Origin of the sequence: Pseudoflavonifractor sp. AF19-9AC, assembly GCF_003478995.1 — a bacterium.
In the GTDB taxonomy this organism is placed as follows: domain Bacteria; phylum Bacillota; class Clostridia; order Oscillospirales; family Oscillospiraceae; genus Lawsonibacter.
In genome coordinates this window covers 270,759-287,280 of sequence record NZ_QUGI01000003.1, presented here as the reverse complement: position 1 = coordinate 287,280, position 16,522 = coordinate 270,759, and the positions used below count along the sequence as shown (strand labels likewise).

Sequence of the window (16,522 nt, the reverse complement as noted above, 5' to 3'; positions counted from 1 at the left end):
TTTTGATTTGCCGGAAATCATATTGTTATTTCTTCTTTTGGAAATTGTCACCCCCTTTCCCGGAGCACATTTCGTTGCAGCAGATACTCATTCCAATCCTTTCCCTGTGGAGGAAGTTGTTGAGACACCTCATAGTCCTCTGCGGAGAACATTTCTCGGAGCTTTTGGGTTGCCTGCCGACCATGTTCATCGTTATCCAGGCACAGAATAATCCGGCGTATGTGTGGGTTGTCTCGCAGATAGGTCCGCAGTCCTCCTTCGTACAGCCCACACAGTGCCACCGCGTTGGAGGTTACTTTCCGGTGCAGGGTGCAGAAGCTCATCAGGTCGATTGGGGCCTCAAAGACAAGAACTGCATCATGCTTCTTGCTGCAGTAAAGTCGAAATGCGATGTCCTTATTGCTGCCTGGGACATCCCCCTTAAAGCTGCTGCCGTTCCAATCATAGGTTCCTCGTTGATTGGCAAATACCGGCGCTCCTGATTGGTCCCGGCCAACAAAGACACAGTTGTGATGTTGGGCGTCCTCGTACAGCAATCCAGCCTCCACAAAGCCCCGAATCACCTGGGGCGCGATCCCGCGCTTGCGGAGATAGGCAAACACCCTGCGGTGATCCACGTTGGCAGGTGGGAGGGTAAAGGGAACTTTTTTCTCCTTTTCCTTGGCCTGCCGCAGAGTGCTGGCCGGGGGAGAGTCACGGGCGCGGCCATGCCAGGTCAACAGGTACTCCACGGCCTCCGGGAAACTTTTGTTATAGAACCGCTGGAGGAATGTGATGGCATCTCCGCCGATGCCCTCTGAGTAGCGGAACCAGGTACGTCTGTCCTTGATCCGGATGCTGTCCATCTCCTGCGTGGTGTAGTACCTGCCGATCCGCTTCACCTGGTAGCCCAGGGAGATCAGCAGATCTGGAAGGTCCGTGTCTCGGACAGTGGCCATTTCAGCCTCTGTAAAACGAGTTTTTTCTGACGTTTGTATCATGTTCACCCCCCTTCTAGGAAAAACAAAAAAGGGGCCGGAGGACGCATCTGTTTGAGATGTGTCCTCCGGCCCCTTGCTTTGACGCCTTGTGTTATTGTTCGATGTCCGCTGTGCCTCTCTCCGCCTCCGTGCTGGCCTCGCTGGCGTCTGGGGTGGTACCGGCGGCTCCGTTGTCCTCCGGGGCTTCCTCGGTGCTCTCAGGGCCCTCCTGTGGGGCCAGGCTGGCTTCAGCTTCCGCCAGCGCCTGCTCGATCAGGCCCAGGACGAAGTCTCGCTGGGTGAGCTTTACGCCGGTCCGAGCCGTTTCTCTGGCCAGGTGGGTCTTGATGCGCTGGAAGAGTTCCTCGGGAATCTGGAATGCCATCGTTCTGCTGCCTGTCATGTTGATTCCTCCATTCTCATCTTTCATCTTGTAGTATTCAGTGAGCAGTGCTGCGATGTACTGGCTGGTGGTCATCTCCAGGCGGTCTTTTTCTTCTGTTACCCGGTTGTGCAGGGCGATGTCGATTTGAGCGCATAGGTTTTTCTTGTCTGCCATGGTCTGCTCTCCTTTCCTCGTTTTGCAACGCAAGTATATCCAAAACCATGTCAGAAAGCTATTACCAAGACCACCAAGGAACCAAGGACAAAGCAAGCAATACCACCAACTGAAACAGCTATGTAATAAAAAGAGAGAAGCCCCCGTTGGCAGTTCGATTTGAACTACCAGCGGGGGCTTCTCTCGCTGTTATTAGTTACTTTGGGTGGGTACGGCCCAAGGGTGCAAGAGGGCTTTGCACTCATCGTTAAACGCAACCGAAACTATGTAGGTATATTCTTGGCTAGGGAGAGTTCCTTGTGGGAATTCCAAACATAGGCTATCCTGTAAAAAATAAAGGTATTCCATCTGAAAAGCAGCTTCCATTTCTTCTTTCACCACCGGGTCAGCAGGGCCAGAGCCGTTCTTTTCAGCTATGTCTAAGAGTTCCTTAACAATATCTTCCTTTGGACAGACAAATAGGTCAACAAGCGGAATATTGCCCCCATTTTCCCGATTAAAGGCGGCGCAAAGGGGAATATCCTGAGCAATGTTTCCGCTGATTGTTTTCGTTAAGGTTGTCGTAAAATAAAAGACTTGTTCATTGGAGGCAGCAGGGGAAGTCTCTTGTCTAACTACAAAGGAAGAAAATGCCTTGGGGTCTGCTTGGTATGCTGTCCATGCCCGCTCCAGTTCTGCCTGCAAATCGTACAGCTTGCCCTGTTTTTCGTAGAATTCGGCTACATGGGCCTTGGCTGCTTCGCTGAGGTCATCAATGCTCTCCATATTCCCAACATAGTAATTTTCTGGACCATTTGGAGCATCTTCCCGCAGCAACTCAATACCGTCCTTGGTTTGATAGGTGGCACCGAAAAAGTCTGTTTTCCACGCATCTAGTACAGTACCATCAGACAAGACAGCAGCCTCCGGAATCAAGTAGGCATCTATATGGATGAAAGGGTCGGCGTGGTAGGCTTTCACCTGCTCACCATCTGCTGTGGTAATAGATCCGGCACGCCCTTCAGAGTAAAAACTAACCCGGACGCCTGTATGAGGTTCGGCCTTGTAATTATCACCATCAATACCGTCCATACCAATGATATAGGTATTCTCTTCCAGCAGGACAGCCACTTGTTTACCCTCGTTCGTTTGCAGAATGAGAGCCGATGGAGTAGCTTCCACTACCTCGCCAGAAATGCTGCCTTTGCTACCACAAGCAGACAGCACCAAACAGAGCAACAGAGAAATCAATAGGAATAACTGCCTTTTCATAGAGGCCTCCTCTCTTGAATGAGATGTGCTAATTAAAGGTTCTGCCGCAAACATTTAGATTTATTGATATAAAAATTATATACTCAGCTGTGAAAAAAGACAAGGGCAGGAGCTTTGCCCCTGTCCTTGTCTTTCGAAGTACATTTTCAATATAAATGATAAATCCGAACACATTACCTACTTGGATAGCGCCGTCCTGGAAGGCGTTGCCCACCTTCTCGCCCAGCACACGGTATGCGTTGTGGATGGGATCAAAGGTGATGGGCCTCAGTTTGTCTGGGGCAATCTTGCCGTTCTTGTCCAGTACGGACTCGTCGGCGCTCACATTCACGATCTCACCCACCAGACGGCAGTTCTCCGGGCTATAGCTTACCAGACGGCACTCCACCGCCATAGGCAATTCATCGATGAGAGGAGCGTCCACAAATTCTGATTTGGTGGTGTTCCATCCGGCCTTTGCTACTTTGTCCGCTACCTGGTTGCCAGACTCAATGCCCACATAGTCGCAGGCCACCATCTGCTCCGCTACTGAAACAGCTGCGTAATAAAAAGAGAGAAGCCCCGGATGGCAGTTCGATTTGAACTACCAACAGGAGCTTCTCTTGCTGTTTTCTGTTTGCTCAGAGGTTCGAATCACCCCACATCACAAAAATGGACTTTTGCATCTCCATCTCGACTGGTACTCGATTTTGCCCTCTGAAACGGCTGAAACCCTTGCCGCAGCAAGGGTTTCAGGGGTTGCATCTTTTTCAGCAACCTTAGTTGGTACGGGTAGTGGGACTCGAACCCACAAGCCTTGCGGCACTGGAACCTAAATCCAGCATGTTTACCAATTTCATCATACCCGCATATATGAGCAGCAGGAACACCCTACCGCTATTTTTACAAAAACTTCTTCACTGAGATGACAGCACCTAAATCTCGCATGTCTACCAATTCCATCATGCCCGCAGATTCAATTTTTCAATGCTGCATCCTAGGGTGCAAGAGAAAAGATTAGCATAATGATACACAAAGCAGAGAAAAAAGTCAATGAAAACCCGGTGAGAAGAAGCGGATTGTGCCTCATAGATCTCCGGTAAAAAAGGAAAAAGAAAAAGGGTAAAATAACGGGGATTCATAAAGAAATTGATGCATCCGACAAAAACAAATGATAAAATTTATGCAAAACGCGCATGACAAAGGCAAAAAGCAGGGAAATCTGAGCACTATTTCCATTGACTTGCACTTGGTTTCGAGCTATCCTGTAACAGCTTAACGGGGGGGTATTTGACCGGACGTCAGCAGGAACCGACGGCAGTCAATATCTGCCCGGATTGATTTTTTTGGGAGGAGTATGTATGGAATCATATGGGATTTTTCGTGATATAGCCATTATCCTGGTCGCGGCAAAGTTCTGCGGATTAGCTGCCCGGAGGCTGAAAATGCCCAGTGTGGTGGGCAATATTGTTGCAGGTCTGCTCATTGGTCCTTGTATGTTCCATCTGGTGGAGCCCTCTGACTTCCTGACCCAGATGGCAGAGATCGGCGTAGTACTATTAATGTTCTCTGCCGGACTGGAATCTGATACCAAGGAGATCATGCGCAGCGGTCCCAAGGCGCTGGCCATTGCGGCCTCCGGTGTGCTGATTCCCCTGCTGGCAGGAACGGGACTGTTCCTGTTTTTCTACGGTGGAGCCAGCACAGAGCGGAATCTGTTCTATGAGGCCCTGTTTATTGGCTGTATCCTGACGGCCACTTCCGTCTCCATCACGGTGGAGGCTCTGCGGGAACTGGGCCATTTGAAGGAGCGAGTAGGGACCACCATCATGTCGGCGGCTATCATCGACGATGTGCTGGGCATCATTGTCCTGACTCTGATCAGCGGCCTGAAGGACCCCAGCACCTCGCTGGTGATGGTGGCCTGGAATACCCTTCTGTTTTTCGTGTTTGCCGGTGTGGTGGGATACATCATTTACCGCACCTTTGCCTGGATTGATCAGAACCATCCCCGTACCCGCCGGGTTCCCATCTTGGCTTTGGCGTTCTGCCTGGCCATGGCCTACATCGCCGAGGAGTACTTCGGCATTGCGGATATCACCGGCGCTTACCTGGCCGGTCTGGTGCTCTCCAATCTGGATGACGCCCCCTACATTGAGCGGAAAATGGATATCAACTCCTACATCATCTTTGGCCCCCTGTTTTTTGCTTCCATCGGACTGAGCACGAATGTGGGTGAAATGGACACCACTCTGCTGCTCTTTACCGTGGCCTTCCTGGTGGTGGCTCTGCTGTCCAAGGTGGTGGGCTGCGGCGGCATGGCCCGCCTGTGCGGCTTTTCCGGCAGCGATTCGCTGAAAATCGGCGTGGGTATGATGAACCGGGGCGAGGTGGCTTTGATCGTGGCCCAGAAGGGCCTTCTGCTGGGCCTTCTGAACTCCATGTTCTTCACCAGCGTGATTATTCTGATTCTGGTCTCTGCAATCGTGACCCCGATTTTGCTCAAGGTGCTCTATCACCGGGACGATATGGTAGCTCAGCCTGAGGAACAATCCGCAGCGCAAGCATAAAAGATGAAAAAAGCGGGAGCTTCTTTGGAAGCCCCCGCTTTTCTTATTCTTGTTTATCCGATACCGCCCTGAACGCAGGCACCCAGAATGAGTACCAGCAGCGTCACGCCGCAGAACAGATACTTGGCCATGGGGAAGAACCAGGCGCCCAAGGGCTTGGAACGGGCCAGGTTGACCTGCTCCAGCACATAGTCCTTGCCGCACACCCAGAAGAACATGACGGCGGCCAGCAAAGCGCCCAGCGGGCAGATGTAGATGGAGCACACGTCCATCCAGTCGGAGACAATGGGGGCGATGAGCAGGCCCACGCCAATGCCCAGAGCGCCGATGATGGCGACCGCCGCAGGCCGCTTCAGGTGGAAGAGCTCCTGGAGGGTAGCGGTGGGGGCCTCAAAGAGGTTGATGAGAGAGGTGAGGGCGGCAAAAATCACCGCCAGGAAGAAGATGATGGAGATGAGCCATCCTCCCGGGATGGAGGTCAGAACGTTGGGCAGGAAGATGAACATCAGGCCCGGACCGCTGTTGTTCAGTTGCTGACCAGCCACAGCCATGGCCGGGATGATAACCAGAGCGGCCAGCATAGCGGCGCAGGTGTCGAAGAGAGCCACCATGCGGGCGTCAGCCGGAATGTTGGAGTCACGGCTGAGGTAGGAGCCGTAAATCAGGGTGCCGTTGCCCGCCACAGACAGGGAGAAGAAGGCCTGACCCAGGGCATAGACCCAGACCATGGGGTCCAGCAGACCCTCAGGCTGCAGCACGAAGATGTACTGGTAGCCGGGAGCGGCAGCAGGCAGGGTGACCAGATAGATGGCCAGTCCGATGAACAGGACGTAGAAGAGAGGGGTCATGATCTTGTTGGCCCGCTCGATGCCCCGGCCGATGCCGAAGGCCATAATGGCGATAGTAACGGCCATGCCCACCACCTGCCATAGGGTGTTGCCCGAGGACACCGCTCCAAAGTGGTTGTTGAAGGCGTCCACACTCTGCAGGGAGGAGAGAGTGCCGGTGAGAGCGTCAGCGGTGTACTTGAAGATCCAGCCGGTGACCACGGAGTAGCCGATGGCCATGGCCAGAGAGCCCAGCACCGGAATGAGACCCAGCAGCCGCCCAGGCTTGGCGGAGCCGAAGCGCATCTTGGTGGCAGCGCCGAAGGCATCCACAGGACCGGAGCGTGTGGCCCGGCCGAAGGCCATCTCACCGATGACGCCGGTAGAGCCGATAATCACGACAAAAATGAGATAAGGGATCAGAAAGGTGGCGCCCCCATACTTGGAGACGCGGGCGGGAAAGAGCCAGATGTTGCCCATTCCCACAGCAGAACCGATGCAGGCCAGGATAAAGCCCCACTTGGAGCCCCAGGAGTCCCGCTTTGTGCTGTGTGTCACAGTAAATCCACTCCTTTACCCCGGCGGACATAGAAGCCGGGTCCTTTAATCATACCATAGCAGCAGCAAAAAGCAAGAATTTGTTTTAAGCAGGCGAAGTGAAGAGTAGGGGGTGGAAAAATCAGTAAAAAAATCCCGGAAAGGGTGGGGAAACAGAGGGGTTTATCTTGCAATAGGGCGTACTCTATTGTAAAATAAAAAGAACGCCTTTGAAGGTGTATTTTGTGTACAGGCGGTGAATCATCCATGAGCATGACGGTCATTCGGGCAGTAGAGCCCAGAAGCCCGGCCCATCGCGCAGGTGTGCGGGTGGGAGAGACACTGACCCAGATCAATGGCCACATGATTGTGGATGTGCTGGACTACAAATTTTATAGTTACGACCCCCGGCTGGAGCTGGTGCTGCGGGACCCGGAGGGGAACACCCGCACGGTGCGGCTGCGGAAGAGCGAAGGGGAGGACCTGGGGCTGGAGTTTGAGACCTACCTCATGGACCGGGCCCGCTCCTGCGCCAACAACTGCATTTTCTGCTTTGTGGACCAGATGCCCCCCGGCATGCGCCCCACCTTATATTTTAAGGATGACGACGCCCGGCTGTCCTTCCTTATGGGCAACTACCTCACCCTGACCAACCTCTCGCCCCGGGAGGTTCAGCGGATCATTGACCTGCGCATTTCGCCCATCAACGTATCCGTCCACACCACCGATCCCCAGCTGCGGGCGGAGATGCTGAAAAATCCCCGGGCGGGGGAGGGCATCGAGATCATGCGCCGCTTTGCCCAGAACCACATCACCATGAACTGCCAGATTGTCTCCTGCCCGGGCATCAACGACGGTCCGGCCCTGGACAAGACCCTGGCGGATCTGGCCGGGATGTATCCGTCGGTGAACAGCATTTCGGTGGTGCCGGTGGGGGTGACCAAGTACCGGGAGGGGCTCTATCCCCTGAAGCCCTATACCCGGGAGCAGGCGGCCGCCCTAGTGGACCAGGTGGAGGCCTTCGCCCAGAAGCATCTGGAGGAGAAGGAAACCCGGCTGGTGTGGTGTTCGGACGAATTTTACCTGCTGGCTGGACGGGAGCTGCCTGAAGAGAGTTACTTTGAGGAGTTTACCCAGCTGGACAACGGCGTGGGCATGCTCCGCCTGCTGATGAGTGAGTTCGGGCGGGGCCTTGACCTCATGGAAGAGGAGGAGATGGCGGGAGCCACCCCCTTCTCCATTGCCACCGGTGTGTCTGCCGCCCCGTTTTTGGAAAAATTAGTAGACATGGCCTGGGCCCGCTGTGGTAAAATAGAAGGGAAGGTATATCCCATTCTGAACCGCTTTTTCGGGGAGACCATCACGGTGGCCGGACTGGTCACCGGCAGGGACCTCATCGACCAGCTGCGGGGACAGCCGCTGGGTGAGCGGCTTCTGATTCCGGCCAATATGCTCCGGGCTGGGGAGCGGGTCTTTTTGGACGACGTGACCCTGGACGACGTGGAGCGGGAACTGGGGGTGCCGGTGATTCCCACCGCCCAGGACGGCTATGAGCTGCTGGACGCCATGTGCGGCATCCAGACGGCACCGCCTCCCTCCATGCCCAATCTGCCTGAGGACGAATATTACCGCTATAACCCCGGCGTACGGGGATAAACTGCCAGAAATGAGTGTGATAGGATGAAGCCATTAGTGGCCATCGTGGGACGGCCCAATGTGGGCAAGTCCATGTTGTTTAATAAGCTGTGCGGCCAGCGTCTCTCCATTGTGGAGGACACCCCCGGTGTGACCCGGGACCGGCTGTACGCCCAGTGTGAGTGGAGAAACCGGGTCTTTGACATTGTGGACACCGGCGGCATTGAGCCGGGTACCGACGATCAGATCCTCTCCTTCATGCGGGAGCAGGCGGAGATCGCCATCCAGACCGCCACCGTCATCGTCTTTGTCTGCGACGTGAAGACGGGCATGACCGCCGCCGACCAGGACGTGGCCAACATGCTCCTGCGCTCCCGGAAGCCTGTGGTGCTGGCGGTGAACAAGGTCGACCAGGTGGGCCGGGAGAACCCGGACATCTATGAGTTTTACAACTTGGGTCTTGGGGACCCCATCGCCGTCTCCGCCGTTCACGGCCACGGCACCGGGGACTTGCTGGATGCCTGCTTTGAATATTTTCCCCCTGAGGACGAGGAGGAGGAAGAGGATGACACCATCAAGGTGGCCATCATCGGCAAGCCCAACGTGGGCAAGTCCTCTCTGCTCAATAAGATCCTGGGGGAGGAGCGGGTGATTGTCTCCGACGTGGCGGGTACCACCCGGGACGCGGTGGACAGCTTCTTTGAAAATGAGAAGGGCAAGTATCGCTTTATTGACACCGCCGGCATGCGGAAAAAGTCCAAGGTGGACGACCGGGTGGAGAAGTTCTCCGTCCTGCGCTCCACCATGGCCATCGAGCGCAGCGACGTGTGTCTTATCCTCATTGACGCCCGGGAGGGGGTCACCGAGCAGGACACCAAGGTGGCCGGTCTGGCCCACGAGGCGGGCAAGGCCTGCATCATCGTGGTCAACAAGTGGGATGCCATCGAGAAGGACGGCAAGACCATGGACAAGATGCGTCAGGATGTCATGCGGGACCTGAGCTACATGACCTACGCCCCCATCGTCTTTATTTCTGCCCTGACCGGTCAGCGTGTGGACCGCCTCTTTGACCTCATCAACTACGTCAACAACCAGGCGGCCACCCGCATCTCCACCGGTATGCTCAACAATGTCCTGGCCGATGCCACCGCCCGGGTCCAGCCTCCCACCGATAAGGGCCGGCGGCTGAAGATCTACTATATGACCCAGACGGGCATCCGTCCGCCCCACTTTGTCTGCTTCTGCAACGACGCGCGGCTGTTCCATTTCTCCTACCAGCGGTATCTGGAAAATCAAATTCGGAGCACCTTTGGCCTGGAGGGCACCCCCGTGCGCATGACCATCCGGCAGAAGGGTGACAAGGAGGGGTAAGCCATGATGAATCTGGCAGCGCTCGAGGTGATAGCACCTTCATTGGTGCTACCAGCTCTGCTGACCGCGGTGATTGCCTATTTCTGCGGCTGCTTCAATGGTGCGGTCATTGTCTCCAAGTATATCCTGCGGGATGATGTGCGCAACCACGGCAGCGGCAACGCGGGCCTGACCAACTTCTTCCGCACCTTTGGCGGCCCCCTGACTTTTGTGGTTATCCTCACGGACGTGCTGAAGGCCGTTGTGGCCATTCTGGTTGGTACTATGCTCTTCCGCAATATGGTCGTGGATGATGCCATCGTGGTCACGTTGGCCAAGTACTGGGCGGGCCTCTTCTGCCTGCTGGGCCACATGTTCCCCTGTATGTTCCACTTCAAGGGCGGCAAGGGCATCCTCTCCGGCGGAGCCATTGCTATTATGATCGACTGGCGCATCGCTCTGGTGGTGTGGGGCGGCTTCCTGGTCCTGGCCATTCTCACCCGGTATGTGTCTCTGGGCTCCTGCTGGGCTGGGGCGTCCTTCCCCTTTATTACCTGGTTTGTCTACCGGAGCTCGGTCATCACCTTCCTGGGTGCCTTTATCGGCCTGTTGATTCTGTATATGCACCGGGGCAACATCCATCGGCTGCTCACCGGAACGGAGAACAAGTTCAGCCTGCATAAAAAGAAATAACTCAGCATTTCAGTAATATGCGGCCCCGTGCCGCCCATTATAAACAACAAGGAGGTCCAGACCATGAAAATCACGGTCGTGGGAAGCGGCGGCTGGGGGACGGCCCTGGCGCTGCTGCTGCTGGAAAACGGCAACGACGTTACCCTGTGGTCCTATCATGAGGCGGAGTCCAAAATTTTGCGGGAGACTCATGAAAATCCCATGCTGAAGGGAGTGCCTCTCCCTGAGGAACTGAAGTTTACCACCGATCTGGCGGCAGTAAAGGGCTGTGGTCTGGTGGTTCTGGCCACCCCCTCCTTCGCGGTGCGCAGCACGGCGGCTCAGCTGAAGAACCTGATGGATCCGGGTACCATCGTGGTCTCCGTGTCCAAGGGCATTGAGAAGGACAGCTCTCTGCGCCTGAGCCAGGTGATCGAGCAGGAGCTGGACGGCAAATGCCCCGTGGTGGTCCTCTCCGGCCCCTCCCATGCCGAGGAGGTGGGACGGCACATTCCCACCGGTGTGGTGGCTGCGGCCGACGATCTGGCGGTGGCCCAGAAGGTGCAGGACACGTTTATGAACAAACGTTTCCGTGTCTATACCAGCGACGACAAAGTGGGCACCGAGATTTGTGCCGCTTTGAAGAATATCATCGCCCTGTGCGCCGGCTGCTGCGACGGCATGGGCTATGGAGACAACACCAAGGCCCTGCTCATGACCCGCGGCCTGGCGGAGATGGCCCGGCTGGGCGTGGCACTGGGCGGCAAGAAGGAGACCTTTACAGGCCTTGCCGGTGTGGGTGATTTGATCGTCACCTGCTGCTCCATGCACTCCCGCAACCGCCGCTGCGGCATCCTCATCGGACAGGGTATGCCGGTGGAGGAGGCTGTGAAGGAGATCGGCGCGGTGGTGGAGGGCTACTATGCCGCTGCCAACGCCCGCACCCTGGCCCAGAAGGCGGGGGTGGAGATGCCTATTGCCCAGGCTGCCTACGAGGTGCTCTACGAGGGCCGGGACGTACATGGTGTGGTGGCCGACCTGATGACCCGTGCCAAGCGCTCCGAGCATGACGAGAGCTGGGAGCCTCTGGCCCAGTAAAATAAAAGAAATGCGAAAGCACCGTCTGCCGAGCGGCAGGCGGTGCTTTTTTGTCTTTGGAGCAAGGAGAGGGGCAGGGGCATAGGATGGGGCGGAAACTAAGGCGGGAACTTCCCGCTTCTCAGGAGGAACGGACTATGACAAGCATAGGAAATCTGAGGGTAAGGGTATATACCTCTCAGGCGGAGCTCCCCTTGGAGGGAGCCACCGTGGTGGTGACGCAGCAGAACCGGGACGGCAAGTATCGGCTGCTCAGCGTGCAGGCCACGGACAGCAGCGGACTCATTGAGCCGGTGGAGATTCCCACGCCGGCGCTGGGGGAGAGCACCCACCCCGTCCCGGAGGGGGAACCAGCCTTTGCAGTGTGCAGTGTGTGGGCGGAGCAGCCGGGTTATGTGATGCTCCAGGTCAACGGAGTTCAGGTGTTCCCGGGGGTGGAGACCCTGCAGGAGATGGAACTGATCCCCCTGGCGGAGGGCGAGAGCAGCCTGCAGCAGCGGGATGTGCGGGACATCACCTCTCAAAGTCTGTGAGGTGAGCCATGCCTGCCATCCTTCCTTATGTGCCCCGGACCATTACCGTACACATGGGTGCGCCGGACCAGTGGGCGGAAAATGTGACGGTCAACTTCCCGGACTATGTGAAAAACGTGGCTTCCAGTGAGATTTACCCCACCTGGGAGCCGGCGGCCATCCGGGCCAACGTCCTGGCCATCATCTCTTTTGCCCTTAACCGGGTCTATACGGAGTTCTATCCCAGCCGGGGCTATGACTTCCAGATCACAGCCTCCACGGCCTACGATCAAAAATTCATCCGGGGCCGCAATATTTTTGAGAATATCAGCCAGATTGTGGATGAGATTTTCAACGACTACATCCGGCGCCAGGGATTCGTGGAGCCTCTGTCCGCCAAGTTCTGCAACGGCACCACCACCACCTGCGACGGCCTGTCCCAGTGGGGCAGCCAGAGTCTGGCCCAGGAGGGCTACGACGACATGGAGATCCTGCGCTACTACTATGGGGACAACATTGAACTGGTGGTGGAGGCCCCCATTCAGGACATTCAGAGCTCCTACCCGGGCACACCCCTTCGGCTGGGCTCGGTGGGGCAGGAGGTGGTCATTGTCCAGACCATGCTCAACCGGATTTCTCAGAATTACCCCGCCATTCCCAAGATCCGTCCGGTCATCGGAGCCTTTGATGAAAATACGGAGGCGGCGGTGAAGGAGTTTCAGCGGATTTTCAATCTCACCCCCGACGGGATTGTGGGCAAGGCCACCTGGTATAAAATGGTTTACCTTTACGTGGGAGTCACCCGGCTCTCCGAGCTGGTAAGCCAGGGACAGACCTTCTTTGCCGTCCAGTTCCAGTTTCCGGGCATCTTGAGGGAGGGCAGCTCCGGGACAGAAGTGGAGGTGCTGCAATATATGCTGGCTCTTCTGGCGGAGTTTGACAATTCCCTGTCTCCCCTTCAGATGGATGGAGTGTTCGGCCCCAACACAACCCGGGCAGTGCGCAGCTACCAGCAGATGGCCGGACTGGCGGTGGACGGCGTGGTAGGACCGGCCACCTGGAACTCCATCTACCGCCACTTCATCCAGGCCGATCTGTACCTGCGCCGGGACATGAGCCAGTTTCCCAGAAATGCCACCCAAGCGGTTCCGGCCTCCGTCTCGGAGGTGGGGTCCGCGGGTGAGGGGTATGAAAACACGCCCCGCCTGGGGCAGTATCCGGGGTATGAGCTCAAGCTGGGGCAGACAGATGGACGGGAGGCGGTGATGGTATGATACGGGAGGATATGGAACGGGAACTGCTGGCCCAGCCGGTGCGGGGCCTTCAGTACATGCTGCGCCGGTTGGCTCAGCGGTATCCGAAGCTGCCGGAACTGGCAGTGGACGGCGTCTTTGGAGAAAAGACCCTGGAGGCGGTGATGCGTCTGCAGCGGGAGCTGAAATTGCCGGTGACCGGTGTGGTGGACCGGGGGACCTGGAACGCCATCCGGGACGGCTGGCTGGCCCTGGAGGGGGAGCAAACGGTGCCCCGTCCCCTTCGAGCCTTTCCGGGGGAGCGAAGCAGCGTAAAACCGGGGGAGGAGCAGGACTTTCTGGGGGTGCCCCAAGCCATGTTCCAGATGCTGGCCCGATACTTTACCGGCATCACGCTCCATACTGTGGACGCAGTCCATGGAACGGAGTCGGTGGACAATGTGCGCTGGCTGCAGCGGGCCTCCGGGCGGCCGGAGACCGGAGTGCTGGACCGACAGACCTGGGATATGCTCAGCCGTCTGTATGAGGCCTTTGTGGTCAAAAGCCTGGCAGAGGCCAGAACAAATTTTTTGGGCGGCTGGGGATGAGTGGGCCCGGAAGAGAGACCGCTGATTTTGCCAGACTCGACAAATAGGAATTTTTTTGATATAATCAGGGCAATACTGAAAAGGTAACAAGGAGGCCTGGTTATGTCCCGAATTAAGGTCAAGCGGAGCGAGGAAATGGATGCACTGTTTCAGGCAATTCTGACTCTGAAGGATCTGGATGAGTGCTATGCATTCTTCAGCGATCTGCTTACCGTGCAGGAAGTGAGCGCCATCGCCCAGCGCATGCAGGTGGCACGGCTGCTGGCGGAGGGGAACACCTACGAGAGTATCCGCCGTCAGGTGCCGGTGAGCAGCTCCACCATTACCCGCATCAACACGGAACTGCGCTATGGCTCCGGTGGGTACCAGATGGTATTGGAACGGATCTACCCGAACCAGACACCTTCCCAGCCTTCAGAATAAGAAACGAGAAACAGAACAGCGGCCCGTTTTTACGGGCCGCTGTTTTTATGCCCGGCCGGGCAGAAGGTCCGGAGGCAGGGCGCGGGACGGAGGGGAGGACTCCTCCTGCTGAAACTCCGTCATGGTCCCCCAATAGCGCTTGGGCATGTGGGTCATGCGGCAGCGGGGGTTATACCGCGCCTCAATGGCGATGGTGTCGTAGAAGGAGCGCCACAGGCGGCGGTAGAGGGCCTCCTCCTCTCCTGGACGGCCCATCTGGAAGTCCTCCAGAGGGACAATGGCCCAGCGCCCGCCCTGGTGGAGCAGACCCTCCCGGTGGGTGCGGTCGTAGAGGAGAAAGGCCTCCTGGGGATAGCGGGAGCAGAAGTGGGGCCGGAGCAGGGGCAGCACCCGGTTCTTGGGCTCAATTTCTCCCACCAGCACCCCGTCCAGCAGGGAGAAGCGGACAAAGCCCTTGAAGAGGTGGGCCTCCTGCTCCAAATGGCGGACGGCCTTCTGTACCTGGTGGACCACTGGGTGGGTGAGATCCCGGGTGACGACGGGCCCCCGGCGGTAGCCCAACAGAATGAGCTGCCATAGCCACACCTCCCGGTTCTCCAGGCAGGTGAGAAAGCCCCGGGTCACCAGCCTCTGCCCCGCCGGGCCGAACTTGGCCGCCAGGGAGCGGTACACCCGTTCTGCCCGGTCCCGCCGGGTGGGAATGACCCGCTCAGGGTAGAGGGACAGGCGCTCGTCCTCCTGGGTGTAGAACTCCACCGGCTCCTCTTTGTTGACATAACACTCGAATACGCAGGAGAGAAAGCCGGCGAAGGTGCCGTCATAGCGGCAGCAGACTTGGGTTTGAACCATGGATGGGTACCTCCTAAGAGCCGGGGACGAACAGGGACAGCTGCTCCGGCACCGCGGTCGCCAGAGCGGGGGCCTCCAGGGCCAGCAGGTGGCGCAGCAGGCCGTCCTCATTGACCCGCAGGCCGGCCATCACCCGCCCGGAGCAGGTGAGGAAGTACTGGGCCCGCTTCAGCACCACTCCCAGCCGCTTGAGCCCCTCAAAGGTGAGAGGACCCACCCGCCGGGCGGTGAGAATCCGCCGGGCGCTTTTCACCCCGATGCCGGGCACCCGCAGCAGGGCCTCGTAGTCCGCACGGTTCACCTCCACCGGGAAGAAGTCCAGATGGCGCAGGGCCCAGGTGCACTTGGGGTCCAGCCGGGGGTCCAGATTGGGCTGGCTCTCGTCCAGAATCTCCTCCGCCCGGAAGTGGTAGTACCGCAGCAGCCAGTCGGCCTGATAGAGCCGGTGCTCCCGCAGCAGGGGCGGCTGAAAGCCATGGGGGGCGGGGAGGAGAGGGCTGGAGGAGACGGGAATGTAGGCGGAGTAAAAGACCCGCTTGAGCTGAAACTTCTGATAGAGGCTCTGGGTCAGGGTGAGAATCTGACGGTCGCTCTCCTGGGTGGCCCCCACAATCATCTGGGTGGACTGCCCCGCGGGGGCAAAGCGGGGGGCGTGGCGGTAGAGCCTCAGTTCCTGCCGGGAGACAGAGATGCCGTCCCGAATCTGAGTCATGGGGGCCAGAATGGCCTCCTTTTTCTTGTCCGGGGCCAGCAGGGAGAGGCTTTTGGAGCTGGGCAGCTCAATGTTGACGCTCATCCGATCGGCCAGAAGCCCCAACCTCTGGGTGAGCAGAGGGTCGGCGCCGGGAATGGCCTTGGCGTGGATGTAGCCGCCGAAGCGGTACTCCTCCCGGAGAATCCGAAGGGTCTCAATCATCTGCTCGGTGGTGTGGTCGGGATTGCCCGCCACGGCGGAGGAGAGAAACAGCCCCTCGATATAATTGCGGCGGTAGAAGCCCATGGTGAGCTCACACAGCTCCCTGGGGGTAAAGGCGGCCCGGGGCACATCGTTGGACCGGCGGTTCACGCAGTACTGACAGTCGTAGACGCACACGTTGGTGAGCAGCACCTTCAAAAGGGAGATGCACCGGCCATCGGCGGAGAAGGAGTGGCAGCAGCCGCACTGCATGGTGCTGCCGATGGTGCCCGGCCGCCCCGCCCGGTCCAGGCCGCTGGAGGTGCAGGCGGCATCGTACTTGGCGGCGTCGGCCAGAATATTCAGCTTGTCCAGCAGCTCCAAGGGACTCCCTCCTTCGATAGAACGTTTGTATCATAATTATAGAACAAATGTTTCTTCTGTCAAGAGAAAATTAATGGGGTAGAGTCCCAAAACAGGGTCGGAGCGCCGAAAAAGGGCGGAGATGGGCCGAATTCCTCTGTGAGAACAGACAAACCTGGAGGGGCCGACAAAATTTGCCTTGA

The 16,522-nt window shown here is 57.5% G+C and carries 15 protein-coding genes, 1 tRNA gene and 1 pseudogene; 9 read left to right on the top strand and 8 right to left on the bottom strand.

Going from position 1 to position 16,522, the window contains the following annotated elements:
• Positions 1-47 precede the first annotated feature (47 nt).
• From DWX58_RS06970 to DWX58_RS06950, 5 genes and pseudogenes are all read right to left on the bottom strand, one after another.
• On the bottom strand, positions 48-938 hold the full coding sequence (locus DWX58_RS06970; RefSeq protein WP_243093296.1) for a toprim domain-containing protein: 891 nt from the start codon (positions 936-938) through the stop codon (positions 48-50).
• 133 nt (positions 939-1,071) lie between these two features.
• Positions 1,072-1,518, bottom strand: a complete 447-nt coding sequence (locus DWX58_RS06965; protein WP_087327443.1) for a translation initiation factor 2 — start codon at positions 1,516-1,518, stop codon at positions 1,072-1,074.
• Positions 1,519-1,710: 192 nt separating this feature from the next.
• Positions 1,711-2,769: a hypothetical protein gene (locus tag DWX58_RS06960; RefSeq protein WP_118642331.1), complete on the bottom strand. Its 1,059-nt coding sequence runs from the start codon at positions 2,767-2,769 to the stop codon at positions 1,711-1,713.
• Between the two features lie 187 nt (positions 2,770-2,956).
• Positions 2,957-3,304 (bottom strand): annotated as a pseudogene (locus tag DWX58_RS06955) (flavin oxidoreductase); the annotation flags it as partial.
• 228 nt (positions 3,305-3,532) lie between these two features.
• Positions 3,533-3,617, bottom strand: a tRNA-Leu gene (locus DWX58_RS06950).
• Between the two features lie 492 nt (positions 3,618-4,109).
• On the opposite strand from DWX58_RS06950, the gene DWX58_RS06945 reads away from it, so the two are divergent.
• Entirely contained in the window at positions 4,110-5,318 is a 1,209-nt protein-coding gene (locus DWX58_RS06945; protein ID WP_118642329.1) for a cation:proton antiporter, read from the top strand.
• Between the two features lie 53 nt (positions 5,319-5,371).
• On the opposite strand, the gene DWX58_RS06940 is transcribed toward DWX58_RS06945, so the two are convergent.
• Positions 5,372-6,703 carry a sodium-dependent transporter gene (locus DWX58_RS06940; RefSeq protein ID WP_118642327.1) on the bottom strand — a complete coding sequence of 444 codons (1,332 nt, stop codon included), beginning with the start codon at positions 6,701-6,703 and terminating at the stop codon, positions 5,372-5,374.
• 246 nt (positions 6,704-6,949) lie between these two features.
• On the opposite strand from DWX58_RS06940, the gene DWX58_RS06935 reads away from it, so the two are divergent.
• The 8 genes from DWX58_RS06935 to DWX58_RS06900 all read left to right on the top strand — a co-directional run bounded on the left by DWX58_RS06935 (position 6,950) and on the right by DWX58_RS06900 (position 14,212).
• Positions 6,950-8,338: a DUF512 domain-containing protein gene (locus DWX58_RS06935; RefSeq protein WP_118642325.1), complete on the top strand. Its 1,389-nt coding sequence runs from the start codon at positions 6,950-6,952 to the stop codon at positions 8,336-8,338.
• A 24-nt stretch (positions 8,339-8,362) separates the two neighbouring features.
• Complete coding sequence (gene der / locus DWX58_RS06930; RefSeq protein ID WP_118642323.1) at positions 8,363-9,688, top strand: ribosome biogenesis GTPase Der; 1,326 nt, start codon at positions 8,363-8,365, stop codon at positions 9,686-9,688.
• Positions 9,689-9,691: 3 nt separating this feature from the next.
• On the top strand, positions 9,692-10,360 hold the full coding sequence (locus DWX58_RS06925; RefSeq protein WP_118642321.1) for a glycerol-3-phosphate acyltransferase: 669 nt from the start codon (positions 9,692-9,694) through the stop codon (positions 10,358-10,360).
• A 63-nt stretch (positions 10,361-10,423) separates the two neighbouring features.
• A complete protein-coding gene (locus DWX58_RS06920) occupies positions 10,424-11,437 on the top strand; it encodes an NAD(P)H-dependent glycerol-3-phosphate dehydrogenase (RefSeq protein ID WP_118642319.1) in 1,014 nt (337 codons plus the stop codon).
• Between the two features lie 137 nt (positions 11,438-11,574).
• Complete coding sequence (locus DWX58_RS06915) at positions 11,575-11,970, top strand: spore cortex-lytic protein (protein WP_118642317.1); 396 nt, start codon at positions 11,575-11,577, stop codon at positions 11,968-11,970.
• An 8-nt stretch (positions 11,971-11,978) separates the two neighbouring features.
• The gene (locus DWX58_RS06910; protein WP_118642315.1) at positions 11,979-13,223 is read left to right on the top strand and encodes a peptidoglycan-binding protein; all 1,245 of its coding nucleotides are present in this window, start codon (positions 11,979-11,981) and stop codon (positions 13,221-13,223) included.
• On the top strand, positions 13,220-13,789 hold the full coding sequence (locus DWX58_RS06905; RefSeq protein ID WP_118642313.1) for a peptidoglycan-binding protein: 570 nt from the start codon (positions 13,220-13,222) through the stop codon (positions 13,787-13,789). Before DWX58_RS06910 ends, DWX58_RS06905 begins: the two co-directional genes overlap by 4 nt.
• A gap of 102 nt (positions 13,790-13,891) precedes the next feature.
• Complete coding sequence (locus DWX58_RS06900) at positions 13,892-14,212, top strand: YerC/YecD family TrpR-related protein (RefSeq protein ID WP_118642311.1); 321 nt, start codon at positions 13,892-13,894, stop codon at positions 14,210-14,212.
• Positions 14,213-14,257: 45 nt separating this feature from the next.
• Here DWX58_RS06900 and DWX58_RS06895 read toward each other — a convergent pair whose 3' ends face one another.
• Both DWX58_RS06895 and DWX58_RS06890 read right to left on the bottom strand, forming a co-directional pair.
• On the bottom strand, positions 14,258-15,061 hold the full coding sequence (locus DWX58_RS06895) for a TIGR03915 family putative DNA repair protein (protein ID WP_118642309.1): 804 nt from the start codon (positions 15,059-15,061) through the stop codon (positions 14,258-14,260).
• A gap of 13 nt (positions 15,062-15,074) precedes the next feature.
• Positions 15,075-16,340 carry a putative DNA modification/repair radical SAM protein gene (locus DWX58_RS06890; RefSeq protein ID WP_118642307.1) on the bottom strand — a complete coding sequence of 422 codons (1,266 nt, stop codon included), beginning with the start codon at positions 16,338-16,340 and terminating at the stop codon, positions 15,075-15,077.
• Positions 16,341-16,522 lie beyond the last annotated feature (182 nt).

Bases quoted from the DNA above. Each gene is read 5' to 3' on its own strand.
- DWX58_RS06970 (WP_243093296.1), bottom strand. From the start codon at position 938: ATGGCCACTGTCCGAGACACGGACCTTCCAGATCTGCTGATCTCCCTG.
- DWX58_RS06965 (WP_087327443.1), bottom strand. From the start codon at position 1,518: ATGGCAGACAAGAAAAACCTATGCGCTCAAATCGACATCGCCCTGCAC.
- DWX58_RS06960 (WP_118642331.1), bottom strand. From the start codon at position 2,769: ATGAAAAGGCAGTTATTCCTATTGATTTCTCTGTTGCTCTGTTTGGTG.
- DWX58_RS06945 (WP_118642329.1), top strand. From the start codon at position 4,110: ATGGAATCATATGGGATTTTTCGTGATATAGCCATTATCCTGGTCGCG.
- DWX58_RS06935 (WP_118642325.1), top strand. From the start codon at position 6,950: ATGAGCATGACGGTCATTCGGGCAGTAGAGCCCAGAAGCCCGGCCCAT.
- der (WP_118642323.1), top strand. From the start codon at position 8,363: ATGAAGCCATTAGTGGCCATCGTGGGACGGCCCAATGTGGGCAAGTCC.
- DWX58_RS06925 (WP_118642321.1), top strand. From the start codon at position 9,692: ATGATGAATCTGGCAGCGCTCGAGGTGATAGCACCTTCATTGGTGCTA.
- DWX58_RS06920 (WP_118642319.1), top strand. From the start codon at position 10,424: ATGAAAATCACGGTCGTGGGAAGCGGCGGCTGGGGGACGGCCCTGGCG.
- DWX58_RS06915 (WP_118642317.1), top strand. From the start codon at position 11,575: ATGACAAGCATAGGAAATCTGAGGGTAAGGGTATATACCTCTCAGGCG.
- DWX58_RS06910 (WP_118642315.1), top strand. From the start codon at position 11,979: ATGCCTGCCATCCTTCCTTATGTGCCCCGGACCATTACCGTACACATG.
- DWX58_RS06905 (WP_118642313.1), top strand. From the start codon at position 13,220: ATGATACGGGAGGATATGGAACGGGAACTGCTGGCCCAGCCGGTGCGG.
- DWX58_RS06900 (WP_118642311.1), top strand. From the start codon at position 13,892: ATGTCCCGAATTAAGGTCAAGCGGAGCGAGGAAATGGATGCACTGTTT.
- DWX58_RS06895 (WP_118642309.1), bottom strand. From the start codon at position 15,061: ATGGTTCAAACCCAAGTCTGCTGCCGCTATGACGGCACCTTCGCCGGC.